Origin of the sequence: Pseudomonas spirodelae (assembly GCF_034653255.1) — a bacterium.
Taxonomy (GTDB): Bacteria; Pseudomonadota; Gammaproteobacteria; order Pseudomonadales; family Pseudomonadaceae; genus Aquipseudomonas; species Aquipseudomonas spirodelae.
In genome coordinates this window covers 49090-73917 of sequence record NZ_JAYEET010000023.1, presented here as the reverse complement: position 1 = coordinate 73917, position 24828 = coordinate 49090, and the positions used below count along the sequence as shown (strand labels likewise).

At 54.8% G+C, this 24828-nt stretch carries 20 protein-coding genes, 2 tRNA genes, 3 rRNA genes, 1 other RNA gene and 1 pseudogene; 10 read left to right on the top strand and 17 right to left on the bottom strand.

All coding sequences use genetic code 11. The features are described 5' to 3' along the window. Positions 1–486 precede the first annotated feature (486 nt). The gene (locus tag SOP97_RS07515; RefSeq protein ID WP_069516724.1) at positions 487–699 is read left to right on the top strand and encodes a cold-shock protein; all 213 of its coding nucleotides are present in this window, start codon (positions 487–489) and stop codon (positions 697–699) included. Positions 700–776: 77 nt separating this feature from the next. Here SOP97_RS07515 and SOP97_RS07510 read toward each other — a convergent pair whose 3' ends face one another. The 4 genes from SOP97_RS07510 to dnaX form a co-directional block, all read right to left on the bottom strand. Continuing rightward, positions 777–1925 carry an acyl-CoA dehydrogenase family protein gene (locus tag SOP97_RS07510; RefSeq protein WP_322948808.1) on the bottom strand — a complete coding sequence of 383 codons (1149 nt, stop codon included), beginning with the start codon at positions 1923–1925 and terminating at the stop codon, positions 777–779. A gap of 107 nt (positions 1926–2032) precedes the next feature. Beyond that, positions 2033–2632, bottom strand: coding sequence for a recombination mediator RecR (gene recR / locus SOP97_RS07505; RefSeq protein ID WP_322948807.1), 600 nt, complete (start codon positions 2630–2632; stop codon positions 2033–2035). Between the two features lie 154 nt (positions 2633–2786). Beyond that, entirely contained in the window at positions 2787–3113 is a 327-nt protein-coding gene (locus SOP97_RS07500; RefSeq protein ID WP_090242388.1) for a YbaB/EbfC family nucleoid-associated protein, read from the bottom strand. Between the two features lie 17 nt (positions 3114–3130). Further along, complete coding sequence (gene dnaX / locus SOP97_RS07495; protein ID WP_322948806.1) at positions 3131–5152, bottom strand: DNA polymerase III subunit gamma/tau; 2022 nt, start codon at positions 5150–5152, stop codon at positions 3131–3133. A gap of 461 nt (positions 5153–5613) precedes the next feature. On the opposite strand from dnaX, the gene SOP97_RS07490 reads away from it, so the two are divergent. Together SOP97_RS07490 and SOP97_RS07485 are read left to right on the top strand one after the other, a co-directional pair. After that, the gene (locus tag SOP97_RS07490) at positions 5614–5835 is read left to right on the top strand and encodes a hypothetical protein (RefSeq protein ID WP_090242392.1); all 222 of its coding nucleotides are present in this window, start codon (positions 5614–5616) and stop codon (positions 5833–5835) included. 70 nt (positions 5836–5905) lie between these two features. Further along, the gene (locus tag SOP97_RS07485) at positions 5906–6193 is read left to right on the top strand and encodes a DUF3509 domain-containing protein (RefSeq protein ID WP_322948805.1); all 288 of its coding nucleotides are present in this window, start codon (positions 5906–5908) and stop codon (positions 6191–6193) included. Positions 6194–6450: 257 nt separating this feature from the next. Here SOP97_RS07485 and ffs read toward each other — a convergent pair. The 3 genes and pseudogenes from ffs to SOP97_RS20365 form a co-directional block, all read right to left on the bottom strand. After that, positions 6451–6547, bottom strand: an RNA gene (gene ffs / locus SOP97_RS07480) — signal recognition particle sRNA small type. 100 nt (positions 6548–6647) lie between these two features. Next, the gene (locus tag SOP97_RS20370; protein WP_411912041.1) at positions 6648–7427 is read right to left on the bottom strand and encodes a methyl-accepting chemotaxis protein; all 780 of its coding nucleotides are present in this window, start codon (positions 7425–7427) and stop codon (positions 6648–6650) included. A 78-nt stretch (positions 7428–7505) separates the two neighbouring features. Continuing rightward, positions 7506–8282, bottom strand: a pseudogene (locus SOP97_RS20365) (HAMP domain-containing protein); the annotation flags it as partial. A gap of 147 nt (positions 8283–8429) precedes the next feature. Here SOP97_RS20365 and SOP97_RS07470 point away from each other — a divergent pair. After that, entirely contained in the window at positions 8430–8708 is a 279-nt protein-coding gene (locus SOP97_RS07470) for an HU family DNA-binding protein (protein ID WP_322948803.1), read from the top strand. A 119-nt stretch (positions 8709–8827) separates the two neighbouring features. Here the strand turns inward: SOP97_RS07470 and rrf are convergent. The 6 genes from rrf to tyrS form a co-directional block, all read right to left on the bottom strand. Then, positions 8828–8943: ribosomal RNA gene (gene rrf / locus SOP97_RS07465) — 5S ribosomal RNA — on the bottom strand. Between the two features lie 138 nt (positions 8944–9081). Continuing rightward, positions 9082–11971 (bottom strand): 23S ribosomal RNA (locus SOP97_RS07460). A gap of 243 nt (positions 11972–12214) precedes the next feature. Further along, positions 12215–12290 (bottom strand) — tRNA-Ala (locus SOP97_RS07455). 31 nt (positions 12291–12321) lie between these two features. After that, a tRNA-Ile gene (locus tag SOP97_RS07450) sits at positions 12322–12398 on the bottom strand. A gap of 65 nt (positions 12399–12463) precedes the next feature. Further along, positions 12464–14000, bottom strand: a 16S ribosomal RNA gene (locus SOP97_RS07445). The 16S, 23S and 5S rRNA genes sit together here with 2 tRNA genes alongside, the layout of an rRNA operon. A gap of 694 nt (positions 14001–14694) precedes the next feature. Further along, entirely contained in the window at positions 14695–15894 is a 1200-nt protein-coding gene (gene tyrS, locus SOP97_RS07440; protein WP_274089019.1) for a tyrosine--tRNA ligase, read from the bottom strand. A gap of 211 nt (positions 15895–16105) precedes the next feature. On the opposite strand from tyrS, the gene SOP97_RS07435 reads away from it, so the two are divergent. Together SOP97_RS07435 and SOP97_RS07430 are read left to right on the top strand one after the other, a co-directional pair. After that, positions 16106–17512: a peptidoglycan DD-metalloendopeptidase family protein gene (locus SOP97_RS07435; protein ID WP_322948802.1), complete on the top strand. Its 1407-nt coding sequence runs from the start codon at positions 16106–16108 to the stop codon at positions 17510–17512. A gap of 3 nt (positions 17513–17515) precedes the next feature. Then, complete coding sequence (locus SOP97_RS07430) at positions 17516–18607, top strand: anhydro-N-acetylmuramic acid kinase (protein ID WP_322948801.1); 1092 nt, start codon at positions 17516–17518, stop codon at positions 18605–18607. Between the two features lie 79 nt (positions 18608–18686). On the opposite strand, the gene erpA is transcribed toward SOP97_RS07430, so the two are convergent. From erpA to argC, 4 genes are all read right to left on the bottom strand, one after another. Then, positions 18687–19037, bottom strand: coding sequence for an iron-sulfur cluster insertion protein ErpA (erpA, locus tag SOP97_RS07425; RefSeq protein ID WP_274089022.1), 351 nt, complete (start codon positions 19035–19037; stop codon positions 18687–18689). A gap of 76 nt (positions 19038–19113) precedes the next feature. Continuing rightward, positions 19114–19524 carry a bactofilin family protein gene (locus SOP97_RS07420; protein ID WP_274089023.1) on the bottom strand — a complete coding sequence of 137 codons (411 nt, stop codon included), beginning with the start codon at positions 19522–19524 and terminating at the stop codon, positions 19114–19116. Positions 19525–19533: 9 nt separating this feature from the next. Then, positions 19534–20187 carry a DUF6776 family protein gene (locus tag SOP97_RS07415; protein WP_322948800.1) on the bottom strand — a complete coding sequence of 218 codons (654 nt, stop codon included), beginning with the start codon at positions 20185–20187 and terminating at the stop codon, positions 19534–19536. Positions 20188–20255: 68 nt separating this feature from the next. After that, entirely contained in the window at positions 20256–21290 is a 1035-nt protein-coding gene (gene argC / locus SOP97_RS07410; RefSeq protein WP_274089025.1) for an N-acetyl-gamma-glutamyl-phosphate reductase, read from the bottom strand. A gap of 135 nt (positions 21291–21425) precedes the next feature. On the opposite strand from argC, the gene hemJ reads away from it, so the two are divergent. From hemJ to SOP97_RS07390, 4 genes are all read left to right on the top strand, one after another. After that, positions 21426–21854: a protoporphyrinogen oxidase HemJ gene (hemJ, locus tag SOP97_RS07405; RefSeq protein ID WP_322948799.1), complete on the top strand. Its 429-nt coding sequence runs from the start codon at positions 21426–21428 to the stop codon at positions 21852–21854. Between the two features lie 24 nt (positions 21855–21878). Continuing rightward, on the top strand, positions 21879–22841 hold the full coding sequence (locus SOP97_RS07400) for an NAD(P)H-dependent flavin oxidoreductase (protein WP_274089027.1): 963 nt from the start codon (positions 21879–21881) through the stop codon (positions 22839–22841). Positions 22842–23036: 195 nt separating this feature from the next. After that, the gene (locus tag SOP97_RS07395) at positions 23037–23981 is read left to right on the top strand and encodes a DUF805 domain-containing protein (RefSeq protein WP_274089028.1); all 945 of its coding nucleotides are present in this window, start codon (positions 23037–23039) and stop codon (positions 23979–23981) included. 55 nt (positions 23982–24036) lie between these two features. Further along, positions 24037–24828, top strand: coding sequence for an SDR family NAD(P)-dependent oxidoreductase (locus tag SOP97_RS07390; protein ID WP_274089029.1), 792 nt, complete (start codon positions 24037–24039; stop codon positions 24826–24828).

Genomic DNA, 24828 nt, shown 5'->3' with positions numbered 1-24828 from the left:
GCGGAACCGGCTAGTCGTCGCAACATGAGGTCCATAGCAAGCCAGTCTCAGCCAACACACCAAACACACTCAGCTGCAGCTGGCAGAACGCTCGAGTGATTAATGTCCTTGCACTGATGGTGTGTTGGAGTTTTTCTGAGTACTCCGCAAAGCGAAACTGACCGTTCGACGAAGCAACCAGCAGCGCAAGAAGCCTTGATGGACAACGCCATTCAATGCATTTTTAGGGACCTAACGGTGGAATTCAGCTGTGGCCATGGCCCTGAGACGTACCATTTATCAAATACCTCAGCACCTACAGCCCAGTAAAATAGGGCTCTAAGGGCTTTCGGGCTGATAAAAATATGAATAATTGATGTTAAACCCAACACTTCCCGTAAAAACGGCCTATTATGGCTGAGCTGACTTCTTGTAGTTATCAGCAAAACCGCATAGGTGCTATGAGCACTCTGGCACCGCAATTCGTATCGATTTAAGAGACACACCATGGCAAATCGCGAAACTGGCACCGTTAAATGGTTCAACGATGAAAAAGGCTTCGGCTTCATCACCCCAACTAACGGCGGCGACGATCTCTTCGTTCACTTCAAAGCTATCCAGAGCGATGGCTTCAAAAGCTTGAAAGAAGGCCAGACTGTTACCTACGTGGCCGCTCGCGGTCAGAAAGGTATGCAAGCTGAAGAGGTACAGGTGGCTTAAGCCTCTGTCCTGCTTTAAAACAAACCCCGCGCTCGCGGGGTTTGTTTTATCTACTGTTTGTAAAACCCCGAGCGAACCTATAAGCCCATCTGCTTGCTGATGATCTCGTTCATGATTTCACGCGAGCCGCCACCAATCGACAGAATGCGGTTATCGCGGTACAGCCGCTCCACCAGGCTTTCACGCATATAGCCCATGCCGCCCATTATCTGCACGGCGTCGTAGGTCAGTCGATCGGCAATATCAGTGGCGAAGTTCTTAGCCATGGATATTTCCTTAATCACACTTTTACCAGCTGCCATCTTCGCCGCTTGCCGATAGGTAAAGTCGCGCGACACTTCAAGCTGAGTCGACATCTCCGCCAGACGATGCTTGAGCACCTGGAACTTGCCGATAGGCTTGCCAAACGCTTCGCGCTCTTTGGCCCATTTCAGTGCTTCCTCAAGCGCCAACTGCGCCGTCATATTGGCCATGATCGACAGCGACAAGCGCTCACTCTGGAAATTTGCCATGATGCAGGCAAAGCCCATATTCTCAGCGCCGATCAGATTGCCTACAGGCACTCGACAGTCATCGAAGAACAGCTCCGCCGTATCCGACGCCCACCAGCCCATCTTCTTCAGCTTGCGGCCCACAGTGAAACCAGGTGTGCCCTTCTCCACCAGCAACAGGCTGACACCACCAAAGCCATCACCACCGGTACGCACAGCAACTGTGTAGTAATCGGCGCGTACGCCACTGGTGATAAAGGTTTTGCTGCCACTCACACGGTAGTAGTCGCCATCGCGCACTGCACGGGTTTTCAGATTGGCCACATCCGAGCCGCCGGACGGTTCGGTCACCGCCAGTGCCATGATCTTCTCACCTGCCAACACCTGCGGCACGATGCACTCGCGTAGCTCCGGCTTGGCCCACTTCACCACGGGAGGCAGACCTATATCCAGCGACCCAAGCCCGGCCACGAGACCGCCAGAGCCCGAGCGCATCAACTCCTCGCTAGCAGCAACCTTGGCGAACACATCACCCTCATGACTGCCTCCAAACCCTTCTGGGTAACCGATGCCGAGAATCCCAGCCGCACCCGCCTTCAGATAAAGCTCGCGAGGAAATTCCTCAGCTTCTTCCCACTCATTGATATGCGGCAGAATTTCGCGCTCGACAAAGCGCCGAACTGAATCGCGTACCAACTGGTGTGAGTCATCAAAATATTCTTGTAAGGCAGACATGAGGTAACTCCGCTAAGGTTTTAGCGAAATTACCAAGCGCTTGCTTGGTTTACAAGGGAATGCTTAAAAAGCCGCCAACGCAAATCGAGTCGTTAGGCAATCGCGGGCTAAAGCAAGATAGGCCGCCGCCCAGCAATCGAATGCGCCAAGGTACCGCCATCGACCAATTCTAGCTCACCGCCCAAAGGCATACCGTGGGCAATGCGCGAAGCAACTAGACCTTTGCCCGCTAACAGCTGAGCGATGTAATGCGCTGTAGCCTCACCCTCGACCGTTGGGTTGGTTGCCAGAATCACCTCATCGAAACTTCCTGCTGCGATGCGCGCTAGCAGCTCTGGAATGCCTATCGCCTCTGGCCCCAGACCATCGAGTGGCGACAAGTGACCCTTGAGCACAAAGTAGCGGCCGCGAAACCCTGTGTGCTCGACGGCATAAACATCCATTGGCCCCTCAACGACGCACAGCAGACTGTCATCTCGACGCGGATCAAGACAAATCTGGCACTCATCCTCCTCGCTCAGGCTGCGGCATTGCTTGCAGTACCCGACCCCATTCATCGCTTGAGTCAGCGCTTGAGCCAGACGCAGCGCTCCTGCCCGATCATGCTCAAGCATCTGTAACGCCATACGTTGAGCGGTTTTTTGCCCAACGCCGGGAAGGATGCGTAGAGAGTCAATCAGGTGACGGATCAGCGGGCTAAAGCTCATGGGAAATACTCAACGACAACAAAGATTGAAGCACTTGCTATTCAGCCATCCTACAGGCCGTTAGTACCTTGCAGAGCTAGCCATTAAGCGGGGGCAGACTGAGGGCGCCTACACCCGCTGCAGCGCAATCGTCTGCGCTAGGCGGGATAGCTTTTTAGAACGGCATCTTAAAGCCTGGAGGCATCTGCATACCCGCCGTCACACCGGACATCTTATCCTGACTATTCTGCTCAACCTTGCGCACGGCATCGTTCACCGCAGCAGCAATCAGGTCCTCAAGGATTTCCTTGTCTTCTTGCATCAGACTGTCATCCAGGCTGACACGCTTGATATCGTGACGCCCAGTCATGACAACACTGACCAAGCCAGCACCGGATTGACCGGTGACTTCGGCGTTCGCCAGCTCTTCCTGCATCTTCTGCATTTTTTCCTGCATCTGCTGAGCCTGCTTCATCAGGCCGGCCATGCCACCTTTCATCATGGGGTAATCCTCGGTAATTAGGGGTTAACAGGAGTATCTAGGGGTTCAATGCTGTCTGCGCGAATCACCGCACCGAATTGCTGAATCATCTGCTGGACAAAAGGATCCTTCTCGATCGACGCCTCTGCATCACGCTGTCGATTAGCACGTTTACGCGCCGCAGCCTGCGCAGGGGTTTCCTGCTCAGGCTTCTGCAACTCAATCAATACGCTGAGTTCGCGCCCGTGAAACTGATTAAGCGCATCATTAAGACGCCGCTGCTGAGTTGAGTTGAACAGCGCAGACTGCGCAGGATCGAGGTGCAACAACCAGTTATTGCCCTCAACAGAAATCAACGTGCAGTTGGCCCCGATACTGCCAGTCATCCCAGACAACCCAAGCTTAGGGAATAACTCCAGCCACTCAGCAGCAAGCCCTGTTGCCGGCTGGGCGGCGGGTAACACCTCTGGCACGGCAGACTCACTGCGCTCTACGGCGTCAAAATCATAATCAAACGACTCGGCATCCATCTCGACATAGTCGTAGTCGCCCAACGGCGGCTCATCGTCGTCATCAACCAACGATGCCACGGGGAGCGGATCGGGTATTGCGGGCTGTGGCGCTTCAACAATTACATCGCCAGTAATAGGCACGATAGGTTCATGCACATTAGAAACCGGCGTCTGGGCCGGCTCTTCCCAGGGCAAGTCAACAACCTTTTTAGGGGCAATGTCGACAGACGCAGACTGCATGGCAGGCTCTTTGACAACTTCAGGCGCCAACACAACGTGCTGCTCAACAACAGCAGCGGGTGGCGCCTCAACAACTGGCGCCGGCTGAGATTCAGCGACAATTGCAACAGGAGTGCTAACCGGAGCTGCGTGAGCAGTACCGGCCACTGGGTTGTTCGCGGGATCAGCAGTGGCCTGGCTAATCCCTAGCGGCTTTAGCACCACCCCGGGCGCATCATGAGTATCCGCTGGGCGGAAGGCCAGCATACGCAACAACACCATCTCGAAGCCGCTACGCGGATCTGGCGACAATGGTAAATCGCGTCGTCCAATCAACCCCATTTGATAATAGAACTGCACGTCCTCACTGGGCAGGACGCTCGCCAGCTCAAGGACCCGCTCACGGTCGCCCTGACCATTATCCACGGCCTCGGGCAGCGCCTGTGCAATAGCCACACGGTGTAGCACATTGAGTATTTCGGATAACACACCGCTCCAGTCCGGCCCTTGCTCCGCCAAGTGCCGCACCGCTTCAATAAGGCCGCGGGCATCTCCCTCAAGCAAAGCATGCAACACGCCATAAACCTGACCATGGTCGAGAGTCCCCAACATGGCACGCACATCAGCCGCTAAAACTTTGCCCTCACCAAAAGCGATCGCCTGATCGGTCAAGCTCATGGCGTCACGCATGGAGCCGTCTGCTGCTCGGCCGAGTAGCCACAGCGCATCATTTTCAAATGGAATCTGTTCGGCGGCCAAAACATGACTAAGGTGATCAACCACTCGCTCTGGCGGCATGTTCTTCAGCGAGAACTGCAAACAACGCGACAGCACTGTCACCGGCAGTTTCTGTGGGTCAGTTGTCGCCAAAAGGAATTTGACGTGAGGAGGCGGCTCTTCCAGTGTTTTTAACAGGGCGTTGAAGGAGCTGGTGGAGAGCATGTGCACTTCGTCGATCAGGTAGACCTTGAAACGTCCACGGCTGGGCGAATACTGCACGTTATCGAGCAACTCGCGGGTGTCTTCCACCTTGGTCCGGCTGGCCGCATCGACCTCAATCAGGTCAATAAAGCGACCTTCATCAATCTCTTTACAGATCGAACAAACACCGCAGGGTGTCGAGCTGATGCCAGTTTCACAATTCAGGCACTTGGCAATAATCCGCGCAATCGTTGTCTTACCTACGCCACGCGTACCCGTGAACAAATAGGCGTGGTGCAGACGTTGACTATCGAGCGCATTGATAAGCGCCCGAAGCACATGAGTCTGGCCAACCATTTCGCTGAACGAGCGCGGACGCCACTTACGTGCAAGAACCTGATAACTCATCGAAACCCGTCACGAGAGGAAAGCAAAAGTGACGCTAATCCTAACGGAGCAGGGGCTAAATTGCATCTGATGCGCAGCCCACGAATGACCGCCCAGCAGATTACTGACAAATGAGCTGGCTAATAATTAACCAAGCGAGTATTCTCTGCCCTGTTCGTACCACGCTGTAAGTCAATTAGGCCTTTTGGCCACCTCGATGGTTCCCAAGCAAGAGCGCATAACCCAAGGGTAATGCCGCACAGCTCTAGCCTCTCGACCCAACCTGCTGACTGATCTGGCCGTCCCGCGCAAGCGCTGACTCAAGCCCGCCTCCGAAGTACCGACCCGCACAAAGCAACCTAAATGGGAACTTGTGCGCGCAGTCCAGCTCCAATTTGCACATGCAATAGACAATTTAAGTCGACCGCCTGGAGCTCTATTAAGCGCAATGACGCGCCTGCTGTTTTAGGAAATACCAAAAAATGAATACTCAACACCAAATTCAGGATGCCATTCGCACCCTATCCAGTGCATTTGCACCGCTTGATTGCCGCATCCTTGCCGCCCGCAAAGGCAGCTTTAGCTTCACCATCGTCAACGATGCTGGCATCGCCAAGCACAGTCAGCGCCTATATCCCGGCCAGTACGGTGCCGCGCACCTACAGCAAGTCATTGAGCGTGCCCGACAATCACTGGCGGCCTGATTACCGAAGGTAGCGAACCATCGAGCCATCTTGAGGTCTGAATCTATCACCCTCAGGATGGAACATCGTCATGGATAGCATTAATCGCCAACTCGTCGAACAGCTGTTTTCCCCACTGCGCGCAACATTCAGCCCGCCCCGACCAGATGGCGGAATCGTCCTATCATTACTCGATGCCAGCGACGCCACTGCGTATAGCCGTGTACTCAGCGCCGCTCAACGTGCTGACTCACAGGCATTCGCACAAAGCCTTGAAGACATCCGCCTAGAGCTTGCAATGCGTTCTGGCAACATCCCCGCCGACATGCGCAAAGCACTTAAGGAGCAGGACAGCGTCCTCAGTTACCAGACAAACTGAGGAGACGCGAGGCCCAGCTCACTGCCGGGCCCGTCATATAATTGCCCTTACGATCATAGCGAGAAGTATTTTTTAATCGACAGCTATGAGCAGCTTGGCCAGTGCACTGACCGCCAGCTAAGCGCAATAAAAGACAAGGACGCTAATTCACGCTCAGCAGAGATCATGACTAGCAGACAGGGTATTTGATGATAGAGAGAATCGAGACTGGTACTTACTCAGTAGATGAGCCGTAACCATAGGGATATTGGAGGCAGCCCTGCCAGCCACACCTCGGCACACAATGTCACCGCTGCGGCTGCTCCCTTCCAGGCCTGACCGGGTTCACGGTTAATCGTTGCGAGGGGACCGGCAGGACCACCATAACGCAGCTCACCAGAAGCGAGCCGAGGTATTGTACCGGCTTGACTTGAAGTTACAACCGTTTCAAACACTTAGCCTAATTAATCGCGCACTAGACACGAAACCTACCAACCAACTTAGTCAGTCCATGTGACAACTCAGATAGCCGCTGACTGGCCTTAGCGCTCTGCTCAGAGGTTTTTGCTGCTTCATCAGACAGATCGCGAATACCACTGATATTACGTGCAATCTCCTCGGTCACACTGCTCTGCTCCTCACAAGCTGTTGCGATCTGCGCCGTCATGTCGTTGATACGCTGTACCGAATCGCTAGTGTCAGTGAGTGCCTGATCCACGCCAGCCGCTTGCTCAACACTTTGTTGCGCCCTAGTACTTCCTGAATGAGTCGCCTTAACGGCATTCTGCACACCAACTTGCAGGCGCTCGATCATCACTTGGATATCCTTAGTCGATTCCTGCGTACGTGCTGCCAGTGCACGCACCTCATCCGCCACAACCGCGAAACCGCGCCCCTGCTCTCCGGCGCGTGCCGCCTCAATCGCCGCATTTAATGCTAACAAGTTGGTTTGCTCAGCAATGCCCCTGATAACAGCTAGTACCGCACCAATATTGGTGGCTTCCTGCTCAAGGGTTTGAATAGTTACCGAAGCACTTTCGACTTCTTGCGCCAACTGACGAATAGAGTTGATCGTTGCTCCAACAACTCGCGCGCCCTCTCGTGATTGAGCTTCTGCACCACGAGCCGCGTCAGCTGCATTTTGCGCATTACGTGCCACTTCATGCACAGCAGAGCTCATCTGCGTTGCCGCAGTACTCACCTGGTCTACTGCTGCGTGCTCACTGCTGATCAACCTATCATTGGCTGCTGCCATTCCTGCCAGATTTTGCGCAGAGCTTTCGACCTCACCCGTAACTCGACCAACCTCTTTTATCAACGGCTGCAATTTATCCAGAAAGCGATTGAATGCATGACTGAGCATACCCAATTCATCATTAGACAATACATCCAAGCGCACCCGCAGATCACCATCACCGTCAGCAACCTGCTCAATACGGTTAAGCAAATTATGTAGCGGCCCGGTAACAAGGATTGGAAAACCAACGACCAATACGAGGCAAACGACTAAGCCGATGGCAATAATCACACCCTGCTGCCAGCTCAGAGTTTCGCCCAGCGCTATGGCTGCAAGCCCTTCGGCATTAGCTGCCAGATCATCCATCTCGCCCAGTTTGTCAATCGCGGTGCGCATTGCCTCAAACTGCTCTTCGCTACTACCGAAACTCAACACACTTGCCGCCTGAGGGTCACTGATAGCTAACTGTAAGACCTTTTGCGAGGTTGCCTTCCAGCGCTCGAAGCCTGCATCGAACTGCGTAACTAATAGCATCGCTTCACTGCCAGGCTGCATACCTGCGAATTTATGTACGCGGTCATAAGCCTGCTGCAAGTTCTCCGCATGAGTTGCTGTCAGCGCATCAGCATTTGCCCCCACCCCTTCATCAAGTAAGCTGCGTTCTGCAACAAACGCCTGATAGAGATCGCGATCCGCATTCAACAGCAAGCTAATGCCTGGCAAGAAACGATTAGTCAGCTTCGTGCTTGAATCCGCGACCTGGGTAATCCCTCGCATCCCGAGAACCCCCATAGAAACAAGCAAAACCGCCAGCAACAAAATGGGAAGCGCGATCTTCCAGCGAAAACCTAAATCAGCAAAGACACGCAGCATGCTGGCTCTCCAAGGCAATGACTAAGTAACATCAGCATAGACCGCGCTCCAGACTCATTGCTAATGACTTTTACGCACGCAAATTTTCACTGAGGGCAGATACCCTGACCCGCACTCAATCCGCATCAACCCAAAAGGAACTTAACCATGGCAATAACCAAAGACCAATTGATCAGCGACATTGCGGAAGCCATCGACACACCGAAAAGCACAGTACGCGCAGCACTTGAACAGCTGAGCGAGATCGTATCCGACGCACTGGAAAATGGTGACGAGATAACTCTACCTGGCATCGGCAAACTCAAAGTGAGCGAGCGCCCTGCGCGTACCGGCCGCAACCCGAAAACCGGTGAAGCGCTACAAATTTCTGCCAAGAAAATCGTCAAATACGTACCGGCAAAAGCCCTAAGCGACGCAATAAACTGAGTTTAGGTGCGCTCTGCAGGAGCGCACTTCGTGACAAAGATAGCGCTAGGCTTTTAAAAAATTCTGTGCCCAAAGTAAAACCCCCGACCAGTTTCCTGATCGGGGGTTTTGGTGTAGGTGCTTGACGATGACCTACTCTCACATGGGGAGACCCCACACTACCATCGGCGATGCATCGTTTCACTACTGAGTTCGGGATGGGATCAGGTGGTTCCAATGCTCTATGGTCGTCAAGCGATTCAGCTGAGATGTCGTGCTGCTTGCGCGGCTCGCTACCTCGAATTGGGTATGTGATGTGGTTTGTAGTTGTGCAAATTTTCGGCTGTTGCAGTCTTCATAGAGACACACAAACATCAAATTGTTTGGGTGTTATATGGTCAAGCCTCACGGGCAATTAGTATTGGTTAGCTCAACGCCTCACAGCGCTTACACACCCAACCTATCAACGTCGTAGTCTTCGACGGCCCTTTAGGGAACTCAAGGTTCCAGTGAGATCTCATCTCAAGGCAAGTTTCCCGCTTAGATGCTTTCAGCGGTTATCTTTTCCGAACATAGCTACCCGGCAATGCCACTGGCGTGACAACCGGAACACCAGAGGTTCGTCCACTCCGGTCCTCTCGTACTAGGAGCAGCCCCTTTCAAATCTCAAACGTCCACGGCAGATAGGGACCGAACTGTCTCACGACGTTCTAAACCCAGCTCGCGTACCACTTTAAATGGCGAACAGCCATACCCTTGGGACCGGCTTCAGCCCCAGGATGTGATGAGCCGACATCGAGGTGCCAAACACCGCCGTCGATATGAACTCTTGGGCGGTATCAGCCTGTTATCCCCGGAGTACCTTTTATCCGTTGAGCGATGGCCCTTCCATACAGAACCACCGGATCACTAAGACCTACTTTCGTACCTGCTCGACGTGTCTGTCTCGCAGTCAAGCGCGCTTTTGCCTTTATACTCTACGACCGATTTCCGACCGGTCTGAGCGCACCTTCGTACTCCTCCGTTACTCTTTAGGAGGAGACCGCCCCAGTCAAACTACCCACCATACACTGTCCTCGATCCGGATAACGGACCAGAGTTAGAACCTCAAGGTTGCCAGGGTGGTATTTCAAGGTTGGCTCCACGCGAACTGGCGTCCACGCTTCAAAGCCTCCCACCTATCCTACACAAGCAAACTCAAAGTCCAGTGCAAAGCTATAGTAAAGGTTCACGGGGTCTTTCCGTCTAGCCGCGGATACACTGCATCTTCACAGCGATTTCAATTTCACTGAGTCTCGGGTGGAGACAGCGCCGCCATCGTTACGCCATTCGTGCAGGTCGGAACTTACCCGACAAGGAATTTCGCTACCTTAGGACCGTTATAGTTACGGCCGCCGTTTACCGGGGCTTCGATCAAGAGCTTCGCGTTAGCTAACCCCATCAATTAACCTTCCGGCACCGGGCAGGCGTCACACCCTATACGTCCACTTTCGTGTTTGCAGAGTGCTGTGTTTTTAATAAACAGTCGCAGCGGCCTGGTATCTTCGACCGGCATGGGCTTACGCAGTAAATGCTTCACCCTCACCGGCGCACCTTCTCCCGAAGTTACGGTGCCATTTTGCCTAGTTCCTTCACCCGAGTTCTCTCAAGCGCCTTGGTATTCTCTACCTAACCACCTGTGTCGGTTTGGGGTACGGTTCCTAATTACCTGAAGCTTAGAAGCTTTTCCTGGAAGCATGGCATCAACCACTTCGTCGTCTAAAAGACAACTCGTCATCAGTTCTCGGCCTTGATTTCCCGGATTTACCTAAGAAATCAGCCTACCACCTTAAACACGGACAACCAACGCCGTGCTGGCCTAGCCTTCTCCGTCCCTCCATCGCAGTAATTAGAAGTACGGGAATATTAACCCGTTTCCCATCGATTACGCATTTCTGCCTCACCTTAGGGGCCGACTCACCCTGCGTCGATTAACGTTGCGCAGGAAACCTTGGTCTTTCGGCGTGGGAGTTTTTCACTCCCATTGTCGTTACTCATGTCAGCATTCGCACTTCTGATACCTCCAGCAAGCTTCTCAACTCACCTTCACAGGCTTACAGAACGCTCCTCTACCGCTCATCCTAAGATGAACCCGTAGCTTCGGTGTATGGTTTGAGCCCCGTTACATCTTCCGCGCAGGCCGACTCGACTAGTGAGCTATTACGCTTTCTTTAAAAGATGGCTGCTTCTAAGCCAACTTCCTAGCTGTCTAAGCCTTCCCACATCGTTTCCCACTTAACCATAACTTTGGGACCTTAGCTGACGGTCTGGGTTGTTTCCCTTTTCACGACGGACGTTAGCACCCGCCGTGTGTCTCCCGTGCTGACACTTGTTGGTATTCGGAGTTTGCATCGGTTTGGTAAGTCGGGATGACCCCCTAGCCGAAACAGTGCTCTACCCCCAACAGTGATACACGAGGCGCTACCTAAATAGCTTTCGAGGAGAACCAGCTATCTCCGAGCTTGATTAGCCTTTCACTCCGATCCACAGGTCATCCGCTAACTTTTCAACGGTAGTCGGTTCGGTCCTCCAGTTAGTGTTACCCAACCTTCAACCTGCCCATGGATAGATCGCCCGGTTTCGGGTCTATACCCAGCGACTGTCGCCCTATTAAGACTCGCTTTCGCTACGCCTCCCCTATTCGGTTAAGCTCGCCACTGAATATAAGTCGCTGACCCATTATACAAAAGGTACGCAGTCACCCAACAAAGTGGGCTCCCACTGCTTGTACGCATACGGTTTCAGGATCTATTTCACTCCCCTCTCCGGGGTTCTTTTCGCCTTTCCCTCACGGTACTAGTTCACTATCGGTCAGTCAGTAGTATTTAGCCTTGGAGGATGGTCCCCCCATATTCAGACAAAGTTTCTCGTGCTCCGTCCTACTCGATTTCATTGATAAGAGAATTTCGTGTACGGGGCTATCACCCACTACGGCGGCACTTTCCAGAGCCTTCCACTATTCTCAAATCAACTTAAGGGCTAGTCCCCGTTCGCTCGCCACTACTAAGGGAATCTCGGTTGATTTCTATTCCTCAGGGTACTTAGATGTTTCAGTTCCCCTGGTTCGCCTCACACACCTATGTATTCAGTGTGTGATAACCAGCTTATGCTGGCTGGGTTCCCCCATTCAGAGATCTCCGGATCAAAGTCTGTTTGCCGACTCCCCGGAGCTTATCGCAGGCTACAACGTCTTTCATCGCCTCTGACTGCCAAGGCATCCACCGTATGCGCTTCTTCACTTGACCATATAACCCCAAGCAATCTGGTTATTGTCTCTAACGTGAAGACGACATTCGCCGAAAATTTGCAATTGAGAACTACAAATTTTACCTTGACCAAATTAATTACCAGTGAAAGTAATTAATCAGTCACTTCTATCACATACCCAAATTTTTAAAGAACGATTTTCTTACTGGTCAAAGACCAGAAATCAACATTCATCTGCTCTAGCAGGAACGTTCATTTCTGAACTCTTACGATGCTGTATATGGTGGAGCCAAGCGGGATCGAACCGCTGACCTCCTGCGTGCAAGGCAGGCGCTCTCCCAGCTGAGCTATGGCCCCATATTCGTACAAGGCCAAACCCCACAACAATTGGTGGGTCTGGGCAGATTCGAACTGCCGACCTCACCCTTATCAGGGGTGCGCTCTAACCAACTGAGCTACAGACCCAATCGTCTTTTTCAATGAATCAAGCAATTCGTGTGGGAACTTATGAAGAAGCTGAAGTCTTCGATTAAGGAGGTGATCCAGCCGCAGGTTCCCCTACGGCTACCTTGTTACGACTTCACCCCAGTCATGAATCACACCGTGGTAACCGTCCTCCCGAAGGTTAGACTAGCTACTTCTGGTGCAACCCACTCCCATGGTGTGACGGGCGGTGTGTACAAGGCCCGGGAACGTATTCACCGTGACATTCTGATTCACGATTACTAGCGATTCCGACTTCACGCAGTCGAGTTGCAGACTGCGATCCGGACTACGATCGGTTTTATGGGATTAGCTCCACCTCGCGGCTTGGCAACCCTTTGTACCGACCATTGTAGCACGTGTGTAGCCCTGGCCGTAAGGGCCATGATGACTTGACGTCATCCCCACCTTCCTCCGGTTTGTCACCGGCAGTCTCCTTAGAGTTCCCACCATTACGTGCTGGTAACTAAGGACAAGGGTTGCGCTCGTTACGGGACTTAACCCAACATCTCACGACACGAGCTGACGACAGCCATGCAGCACCTGTGTCTGAGTTCCCGAAGGCACCAATCTATCTCTAGAAAGTTCTCAGCATGTCAAGGCCAGGTAAGGTTCTTCGCGTTGCTTCGAATTAAACCACATGCTCCACCGCTTGTGCGGGCCCCCGTCAATTCATTTGAGTTTTAACCTTGCGGCCGTACTCCCCAGGCGGTCAACTTAATGCGTTAGCTGCGCCACTAAGAGTTCAAGACTCCCAACGGCTAGTTGACATCGTTTACGGCGTGGACTACCAGGGTATCTAATCCTGTTTGCTCCCCACGCTTTCGCACCTCAGTGTCAGTATCAGTCCAGGTAGTCGCCTTCGCCACTGGTGTTCCTTCCTATATCTACGCATTTCACCGCTACACAGGAAATTCCACTACCCTCTACCGTACTCTAGCTCAGCAGTTTTGAAAGCAGTTCCCAGGTTGAGCCCGGGGATTTCACTTCCAACTTACTGAACCACCTACGCGCGCTTTACGCCCAGTAATTCCGATTAACGCTTGCACCCTTCGTATTACCGCGGCTGCTGGCACGAAGTTAGCCGGTGCTTATTCTGTCGGTAACGTCAAAGTAGCAACGTATTAAGTTACTACCCTTCCTCCCAACTTAAAGTGCTTTACAATCCGAAGACCTTCTTCACACACGCGGCATGGCTGGATCAGGCTTTCGCCCATTGTCCAATATTCCCCACTGCTGCCTCCCGTAGGAGTCTGGACCGTGTCTCAGTTCCAGTGTGACTGATCATCCTCTCAGACCAGTTACGGATCGTAGCCTTGGTGAGCCATTACCTCACCAACTAGCTAATCCGACCTAGGCTCATCTAATGGCGCGAGGCCCGAAGGTCCCCCGCTTTCTCCCGTAGGACGTATGCGGTATTAGCGTCCGTTTCCGAACGTTATCCCCCACCACTAGGCAGATTCCTAGGCATTACTCACCCGTCCGCCGCTCTCAAGAGAAGCAAGCTTCTCTCTACCGCTCGACTTGCATGTGTTAGGCCTGCCGCCAGCGTTCAATCTGAGCCATGATCAAACTCTTCAGTTCAATACTGCTTGGGTTTTGAGAAAACCCTAAACTTAGCTCAGCAATCGTTGGTTACATCTTTGATTTCTCGCGGAGTAACTTGTGATGCTGATAATCTTGCGACTAGCAGTCTTACCTCACAAGCACCCACACGAATTGCTTGATTCAGTTGTTAAAGAGCGGTGGTTAAGTCTTTCGTCTCAACCGAGGCGCGAACTCTACAGCAGCCTCATCTTACGTCAAGTGATTTCGAAAATTTCTTTTCAATCTCAACCACTTGCGCCTTCGATCAACACCTAGCCTCTCGTCAGCGGAAGGCGAATTCTACAGCGTTTCAAACCACTGTCAACCACCTCTTTTACCGCTTTCGATCATCTCGATCGAACCACCAACAGAATCAAACCACTACCCTGCCAGCCAGGCGCATTCTACGCAGCTTTCGCCGCTTTGCAACCCTTCTTATAAACCAACCTATTGTTTTATAAGACGTTTAAGGAGACGCACACATCTGAAAAGCAGTCCCACATAGAGAGAACACTATAAAGGCGAGGCGATTGCTAGGCCTTTCCATAATGTCCGCCGTAAGCTCACGACCCAGCGACCAATGTGCGTCGCCCGCAGAAACGACAAAGCCGTTGAAGCTGACGCTTCAACGGCTTTGTCGAACTTAACGCGCAACAGCTGAGCAGCAGCCACAGCACTCGAGCCTTAAGTGCTACTCGAGCTTAAGCGTGATACGCGCAAACGACTTCTTGCCAGCCTGACAAACATGCACTGCACCTACCTTATATATAAAGGCGCGATCTACAACCTCGCCATCGACACGCACACCACCAGACGCCAACAAATCACGCGCCATCGCCGCATTCTTAACCAAGCCTGCTTTATTCAGCAACGCAGAAATCGGCATGTCATCAGCGGAAAGCACTTCGATCTCTGGAAGATCCTCAGGCAACTCCCCCTCTTTCATGCGGTTACCTGCCGAGCGATGGGCCGTGAGCGCGGCCTCTTCACCATGGAAACGCGCAACAATTTCTTCTGCCAGTTTGATCTTCACGTCCCGAGGGTTAGCGCCCTGCTCGACATCGCGCTTGAACTGTTCAATCTCCTCCATTGAGCGGAAGCTGAGCAGTTCGAAGTAACGCCACATCAACGCGTCTGGCATGGAGACCAACTTGCTGTACATCACACCCGGCGCTTCTTGAATGCCTATGTAGTTGCCCAGAGACTTGGACATCTTCTTCACGCCATCCAGCCCTTCCAAAAGCGGCATAGTGACAACACACTGGGATGCCTGCCCATAAGAGCGCTGCAGCTCACGCCCCATCAGCAAGTTAAACTTCTGATCAGTGCCGCCCAACTCAACATCTGCCTGCAACGCAACTGAGTCATAACCCTGAACCAGCGGATAGAGGAACTCGTGAATGGCAATAGGCTGCTGGGTCGAATAGCGCTTACTGAAGTCATCACGCTCAAGCATGCGGGCGACGGTGTACTGAGAGGTCAGACGAATGAAGTCGGCCGGCCCCATCTTGTCCATCCACGTGGAATTGAAAGCGACTTCGGTTTTCGCCGGATCGAGAATCTTGAACACCTGGGTCTTGTAGGTCTCCGCATTCTCTAAAACCTGCTCCCGGGTCAACGGTGGGCGCGTCGCACTCTTACCACTCGGATCACCAATCATCCCGGTGAAATCGCCGATCAAGAAGATCACCTGGTGCCCCAGCTCTTGGAACTGTCGCAGCTTATTAATAAGCACGGTGTGCCCAAGGTGAAGATCCGGTGCGGTCGGATCAAAACCCGCCTTGATGCGCAGCGGTTGACCACGCTTAAGCTTCTCAACCAGCTCAGCCTCAACCAAAACCTCTTCTGCGCCGCGCTTGATCAGCGCCAACTGCTCTTCAACCGACTTCATGACAGGACTCACGACCACTCAAAAACAAAAGGGAACCAACCATACAAGATCGCGGACAAATCACAAGTTCTGCCAACCATCCACCAAAGCTAAGATCACCTCGCGACAACCGGGGTTGCCTAGCAAGCGATTTGGTTATATTTTATACAGTTACTGCATATTCATCATTTTTTTATCTATTTCTTTCCATTTTTAAAGTCAAAAGCCGCCTATGACCTCTACAACTAAAGCGCCACCGCTCTACCCCAAAAGCCATATTTTGGCGGCCAGCGGCGTCGCCGCACTACTGAGCCTAACCCTACTGGTATTTCCCACTCGCGAAGTTGAAGCCAAGAAAACCTACCTCAACCTTGAGTTGGACAACGGTTCCGAGTACGCCGAACAACAAGCGGAGCCGACACCTACGACATCGCAGTCGAATCAGTCCCCCTTCGCCAATACCGCTGCTGCCGAGACCTCGACTGCCGACGAGCTGAAAACCACTCAGATCGAGACGCCAGAAGAAGCCGACCCACTGCACCACATTATTAACGTGCAAAACGGCGATACCCTGTCCACGGTATTTGCCAAAGTCGGCTTGAGCGCAACGACCCTGCATGAAGTACTCAACAGCAGCAAAGAAGCCAAACAACTGACTCGTTTAAAGGTAGGCCAGCCGCTTGAATTCAATCTGAGCGCTGACGGCCAGCTTGAAAGCCTGCACAGCAAGCTCAGCGACCTGGAAAGCATTGTTCTGGCAAAGAGCGAGAAAGGTTTCACCTTCAAGCGTGAACTGGTTAAACCAGAGATTCAAACCAGCTATAGCCATGGCGTGATCAACAGCTCGCTGTTTCTATCGGCCAAACGTGCCGGCCTGTCGCACAACCTGACCATGGACTTGGCCAACATATTTGGCTACGACATCGACTTCGCCATGGATATTCGTGAAGGTGACGAATTCGAGCTGATCTTCGAAAAGAAAGTGGTCAACGGCAAGCAAGTCGGAACCGGCAACATTCTCTCCGCACGTTTCACCAACCGCGGCAAGACATATACTGCGGTGCGCTATACCAACAAACAGGGTAATAGCAGTTACTACAGCGCCAATGGCGAAAGCATGCGCAAGGCCTTTATCCGTACACCGGTAGACTTCGCCCGTATCAGCTCGCGCTTTTCCAATGGTCGTCGCCATCCAATCCTGAATAAGATTCGCGCCCACAAAGGCGTTGATTATGCAGCTCCCCGCGGCACCCCAATCAAAGCAGCAGGCGACGGCCGTATTTCGTTGGCCGGGCGACATGGCGGCTATGGCAACGCAGTCATCATCCAGCATGGCCAGCGCTACCGTACGCTGTACGCGCACATGCAGGGCTTCGCAAAGGGTGTACGCACCGGTGGCAACGTCAAGCAAGGCCAGATCATTGGCTATATCGGCACCACAGGCCTGTCCACAGGGCCACACCTGCACTATGAATTCCAAGTTAATGGCGTGCACGTTGACCCGCTGAGCCAAAAGCTGCCAATGGCCGACCCTATCGCCAACAGCGAGAAAGCCCGGTTTATGCAGCTGAGCAAACCGCTGATGGCGCAAATGGACAAAGAGAAGTCCACAATGCTCGCTCTGAATAATCAGCGCTGAACCATGCCCCTCTACCTTGGCGTGATGTCCGGCACCAGCCTGGATGGACTGGACATTGCGCTAATCGAGCAAGAACGTGACACCCGCCTAATAGGCACGCTTTACCTGCCCATGCCAGACGAACTGCGTGGCACCCTACTGAGCCTGTGCGCTTCCGGCCACGATGAACTGGCCCGCGCAGCCATTGCCGAGCAGCAGTGGGTACAGCTCGCGGCTCAAGGCATCAATGCACTACTGAAGCAACATGGCATAGCAGCAGACGAAGTCCGCGCTATTGGCAGTCATGGCCAAACCGTGCGCCACGAGCCCACGCGCGGCTTTAGCATCCAGATTGGCAACCCTGCCTTGCTCGTCGAACTGACCGGCATCAGCGTCGTCAGTGACTTCCGCCGTAGGGATGTTGCCGCCGGAGGCCAAGGCGCGCCTCTGGTCCCAGCGTTCCACGACGCACTGTTCGCGCACGCAAACAGCACCCGTGCCATTCTCAATATTGGCGGTTTCAGCAACCTCAGCCTGCTGGAGCAGGAGCGCCCCGTACACGGCTTTGACTGCGGGCCAGGCAATGTACTGCTTGATGCCTGGATCAAACGCCATCAAGGCCTGACATACGACCAAGATGGTCAATGGGCCGCCAGCGGATCGGTGCAAATGCCGCTCCTGCAGGTTTTGCTGAGCGACGCCTACTTCCAAACCCAAGGGCCGAAAAGCACAGGCCGCGAGCTGTTCAACCTTGCCTGGCTGGACCAACATCTGCAGAAGCAGCCCGCGCTAGCAGCAGATGACGTGCAAGCTACCCTGCTGGAATTGACCGCCATCAGCATTACCGACGCACTCAAGGGCGCCCAGAAAAACACTGAGATGCTGCTGGTCTGCGGCGGCGGTGCACACAACCGCACGCTGATGCGTCGACTTGCGCAGCTGCTGCCCAACAGCCAAGTGAGCAGCACCGATGAGCATGGCGTACCCGCTGACTGGGTAGAAGCTATGGCGTTTGCCTGGCTGGCGCACTGTTGCCTGGAGGGCATACCTGCTAACCGGCCGAGCGTCACAGGCGCACAAGGGCTGCGCGTGCTCGGGGCGATCTATCCAGCCTGATAACCGCGCCAGCATCTGCTACGCGCAGAAACGAAAACGCCGTACACAAAGCACGGCGTTGACTTGAACAGCCTAGAACCTAGATCGAAAACGAAGAACCGCAGCCGCAAGTAGTAGTGGCGTTCGGATTGTTGATCACAAACCGCGAGCCTTCCAGGCCCTCCTGATAGTCGACCTCGGCACCAGCCAAGTACTGGAAACTCATCGAGTCGACCACAAGACTCACGCCTTCGCGCTCAACGATGGTGTCATCATCAGCGACGTCTTCATCGAAGGTGAAACCATACTGGAAGCCAGAACAACCGCCACCGGTTACAAACACACGCAACTTCAGGCGTGGGTTGCCTTCTTCATCGACCAGGTTCTTCACCTTATTCGCCGCGCCCTGCGTAAATTGCATAGCACTAGGGGTGAAGGTTTCGACGCTCATGCTGATTAACTCCCGGCGCTAAGCGCCAAACTGCAGTTTGATGGGCATTATCCGCTTACCCTACAAATGCGGTCAACTATTGCGCTTCATCCAGAGACGCTGGCAACTCCAATGGTCTCGCGTCGTCCTGCAACCGACAAAGACGCCCATCGATTTGCGCCCCCATGGCCATTTCCATTAAGGCGTAGTACAGATTGCCGCGCACCCGAGCGCGCACGCCAAGTTCAAGGCGACCACTGGCGTGTACATCACCCTCGACTTCACCATCAATCACTATATGGGGTGCACGTATCTCGCCTTCAACCCGGCCCTGCACGCTGACACGCACCATACCTTCGCTGGCAACCAGGTTACCGATAACCTTTCCATCAACCTGAACAGCCCCTTGAAAGCGCAAATCGCCATGCAACTCAGCCCCGACCGCAATCAGGCTGGTCTTGCCCGCGAAACGCTGCACATCAGCGCGCGCTTTGTCTTTACTCCACATACAGAACCATCACTCCTCTTTGTTCCATTCAAATGTGCGCAACAAGGGCTTCTCGCCCTGTACCTCAGCACGCACTTTAATCTCGCGCGGGACAAACCCCTCAGGCAGCTTCAGCTCAGCGAATCGGCCGGCCTCAGGGATTGCCTGAAAGTGCTTAAAGGAAAAGGCAAACGCTTGCTCAGGCAACGCATCCGGCAAGCCAGTCGTCAGCGCGGCTAACTCGAGCGTTACGGCCTGCCCACCTTGTTGACCAACGATTGAGACCTGCAACTGGCCTTCCAGCGGCGCCTCACCTTTACCCACGCGGCTAAGGAGTATCTTGTAGCGGAAATACTCAGGCCTGTCCGTGGCCTGCAACTCAAAGGTCTTAATGCGTAGACCTTCGCGACGACTGGCCGGGGCCAGCACGCCTTTGTAGGACGCCAGGTCCTGCTGTTGCTTGTAGATCTGCTCTTCCAAGAGCTTGATCGTCAAACGACTCTGTTCGTTGGCCTGCTGACTGAGCATTTCTGTGCTGCTCAGTACCGCCACACGCTGGCGTAGCTCTTCGACCTCACGGGCTAACGACTCATCCGGAGCCTGTTTGGCCGACTGCACCGCACCCGCTATGGACTGCTGCCACAAACTGCCAGCATAAAAAGCCAGCGCAATACACAGCAGCACCAGCACACTCAGCAGGCACTGCCGTCGAGCACGCCCAGGATCGCTTGGCCGAACCTCCCACCCCGTCATCAGGGCAGCAGGGCGGCGTGGGACAGGCCCAGGCGCTCATCAAGACCGAAAATAATATTCATGTTCTGCACCGCTTGGCCCGACGCCCCCTTGACCAGGTTATCAATGACCGACAGCACCACCACCAGATCACCATCCTGCGGGCGGTGCACGGCGATACGGCAGACGTTGGCGCCCCGCACGCTGCGGGTTTCCGGGTGGCTGCCGGCGGGCATCACATCCACAAAGGGCTCGTTTGCATAGCGCTTCTCGAACAGCGCTTGGAGGTCAACGGAACGGTCAACCACGGTGGCATAAAGCGTGGCGTGAATGCCGCGAATCATCGGCGTCAGGTGTGGCACGAAGGTCAAACCGACCGCCTGACCCGCCGCTCGTTGAAGGCCCTGACGAATTTCCGGCAAGTGCCGATGCCCCTTGACCCCATAGGCCTTCATGCTTTCGCCCGCCTCGCTAAACAGCGAGCCGACACTGGCACCGCGCCCGGCACCACTCACCCCAGACTTACAGTCGGCGATAATTTGCGAGGTATCGGCCAGGCCGGCCTCAAGCAACGGGATCAGCGCCAGCTGTGCAGCCGTGGGGTAGCAGCCCGGCACCGCGATTAAGCGCGCCTGTTTGATTGCCTCACGATTGACCTCAGGCAAGCCGTAGACTGCCTCTGGGAGCAGGTCTGGTGCGCCGTGTGGCTGGCCGTACCATTTCGCCCATTCATCGGCGTCCTGCAAGCGGAAGTCAGCCGACAGGTCGATCACCTTGGTTCCCGCCGCCAGCAGCTCGCCCGCCAGCGCATGAGCGACACCGTGCGGCGTGGCGAAAAACACCACATCGCAAGCCCCCAACGTGGCGGCATCCGGCACGCTAAACGCCAGGCTGTCGTAATGACCGCGCAGGTTCGGGTACATCTCGTCGACACGCATGCCGGCCTCGGAGCGCGAGGTAATCACCTCGACCTGTGCTTGCGGGTGCTGCGCCAACAAACGCAACAATTCGACTCCGGTATAACCCGTGCCGCCGACGATTCCGACCTTGATCATCATTTGCCCCTTTGCCTTACCAGCAGTGGAAAGCTGCCGATGATACGGGCGCTTCGGCCGGGGGCCAACCGCCAGTGATGACGCAGGCGCTCATGACCACTACTATCGAGGCACTTTTCAGCACGAGTTCAAACAATGCTCTATCTATGGCTCAAGACCCTGCACATCATTGCCATGGTCTGTTGGTTCGCCGGCTTGTTCTACCTACCACGCCTATTCGTTTACCACGCCATGAGCACCGACGAGGTCAGCCGCGAGCGCTTTTGCATCATGGAGCGCAAGCTCTACCGCGGGATTATGTGGCCATCGCTGATCCTCACCGTCGGCCTCGGCCTGTGGCTGATCAGCCTTAATCCCAGCTACTACTTCAGCCAGGGCTGGATGCACGCCAAGCTGAGCCTGGTTGCCCTACTGGTGGTTTACCAATTTATGTGCGGCGCCCAACTCAAGGCGTTTGCTCGCAATGAAAACCAGCGCGGCCATGTGTTCTACCGCTGGTTCAATGAAGCACCCGTGCTGGCCTTACTGGGCATCGTCATTCTGGTTGTGGTTCGCCCTTTCTAATCACTGCAACAAGAGGATTTCTGCATGTCGCTTCCGGCCCTGCTCGAACAACGCCTGCGCCTTCCCGTCGTCGCAGCGCCGATGTTTCTGGTCTCTAATCCGCAACTGGTTCTGGCCTGTTGCAACAACGGTATTGTCGGCAGCTTTCCGGCGCTGAACCAGCGCGAGAGCAGCGGTTTCAAAGACTGGCTAGAGGAAATCGAAGCAGGTCTGGACGTTAAAGCGGCACCCTATGCGGTCAACTTGATCGTGCATGGCAGTAACCCACGCCTACAGGCAGACTTGGCGATCTGCGTCGAGCAGCGCGTACCCATCGTGATCACCAGCCTCGGCGCGGTAAAAGAAGTGGTGGATGCGGTGCACAGCTACGGCGGCCTGGTGTTCCATGACGTGACCACACGCCGGCATGCCGAGAAAGCCGCCGAAGCCGGCGTCGATGGTTTGATCGCGGTGGCCGCCGGCGCCGGTGGGCATGCCGGGACCTGGAGCCCGTTCGCACTGATCGCCGAAATTCGCCAGTTCTTCGACAAAACTCTGCTGCTGGCCGGCTGCCTTAATCAGGGCCACGAAGTGCTGGCGGCCCAATTGCTTGGCGCCGACCTCGCCTACCTCGGCACACGCTTGATCGCCACCCAGGAAAACGCCGCCTCCGACGCCTATAAGCAGATGATCCTCGACGCCAAAGCCGCCGACATCATTCACACCCCGGCCGTTTCCGGAGTACCCGCGAGCTTTATGCGCCAAAGCCTGGAACTGGCCGGCTACGATCTCAAGCAGCTGCAGAGCAAAGGCGAAATCAACTATGGCGAGAAGCTCAAGCCCATGGATGAAGAAGCCAAGGCTTGGAAAACCGTGTGGTCGGCCGGCCAGGGCGTTGGCAACATCAGCGATCTGCCCAGTGTCGAGCAATTGATCAGCCGCCTCGACCGCGAATACCGCGAGGCACTCAAGCACAGCCTGCAACTGCAACAGCGCTGGCCACGATAACGCTCTTAAGTCAGCCAACTGACCCTCAAGGCGCGCGCGAATCCGCACAAGTAACCTACGCCGCCATGCGAGGCCCAGCATGGCGACATGGGGCGTAAACAAACACACATTTACGTGCAAAGTGGCTTGTTCACTGGCCTGCGCGGCAGATAGTCTGACACGCGAATCCACTCAGGCACCGACAAGGACGCCGACATGACCCAAGCCCGCTTCAAGATTGTGTTCAACGGCGAGTTGATGCCTGACATAAGCATGGAAACCGCCAAGGAGAATCTCGCACGGTTGTTCAAGAGCGACCACACCCGAATCAACTCGCTGTTTAAAGGCGGCACAGTCGAGATCAAACGTGATCTCAGCGAAAACGAGGCCGACCAGTACCTCAAAGCCCTGCAGGGTGCCGGGGCAAAGGTACGCAAAGAGCCGGACTTGGCTGCCAGCCTGAGCCTAGTGGACACCGACGACCACCGCGGGCAAGGCAGTGAACCTGCCAGCGACGCCCAGATGATTTGTCCCAAATGCGCTCATCCACAAGCCAAAGGCATCGAGTGCTCAGCCTGCGGCATCGTTATCGAGAAATTCATGGCTCGCCAGGCCCAGCTCGCGGAAAACACACCGCAAGTGACCAGCACAGTCGCCACTCCTTACGCCACACCCAAGGCAGCACTGGGCGAAACGCTGCCAGCGTTCGGCGAGCTGAATACCTTTACCACCGACGGGCGAATCGGCCGCTTACGTTACCTAGCATGGACGATGGTGCTGATGCTGGCGTGCCTGCCGTTGTTCGGTATCGCGGCCGGGTTCTTTGCTGTCTCGGAGATCCTCGGCGGTCTCTTGATGGTCGTGGTGGGGATCGCGGTAGCGGTAGTCGGTATCATGTTCGGCGTGCAGCGCCTGCATGACATCGGCTGGACTGGCTGGCTGCTGCTGGTCACCCTGGTGCCCGTGATCGGCGGAGTGTTTTCTCTGCTGATGTTTGTTATTCCCGGCAGCACCGAAGCCAACCGCTTCGGCCCACCGCCACCGCCGAACAGCACCGCCGTTAAAGTGTTGGCCGGCTTGTGGCTGGCTGCGATAGCGCTGGGTATTATTCTGGCGATTGCGCTGCCTTCGCTGGCTTTTTTGACCGGCGCCAACCTTTAACCCATCACCACCTTAGCCAGTGCATGGAGCCGCAAGGCTCCTTCACGGAGAACCTATGAGCCGTTACGCGCTTATCACTGGAGCCTCCAGTGGCATTGGCCTGGCACTTGCCGAAGCCCTGGCCCGGAGAGGGCGTAATCTGATTCTGGTAGCACGCCAGCGTGATGCCCTGGAAAGTATCGCCAGCGAGCTGACCCAGCGTTTCTCAGTGGAGGTGCTGTTTCGTACCTGCGATTTGAGCAAACCACTGCGCGTCAGCGGCTTGTTGCATGAACTGGAAGAAAACCAACTGCATATCGACCTGCTGGTGAATAACGCCGGCATTGGCACGTGTGGCGTCTATGTCGCCCAGGACTGGGCGCGCGAGCAGGCGTTGATCGAGCTGAACGTCCTCGCCCTCGCCCGCCTCTGTCACGCCATTGGCACCGTCATGGCCGGCCAAGGCAGCGGGCAAATTCTCAACGTGGCTTCGGTGGCCGGCTTTCAACCGGGCCCGGGCATGAGCAACTACTACGCAAGCAAAGCCTATGTGCTGCACTTCTCTGAAGGCCTGCGCGAGGAACTCAAGCCCTACGGCGTCAAGGTTTCCGTGCTGTGTCCGGGCCCGACCCGCAGCGCGTTTTTCCGCAACGCGAGCGTGGATGCCACAGCCTTACAGAGCGGCACGTTGATGATGAGCGCCGAAGAAGTCGCACTCATCACCGTCAGGGCGCTGGATAAAAATCGCGCGATCATCATCCCTGGCTGGCGCAACCGCTTGCTCGCCCTCAGCTCACGCCTGGGGCCACGCTGGCTGGTTAGGCGGATCAGTGCACGCTTGAATCGTCAGTTCGGCAAACCGCTCTAA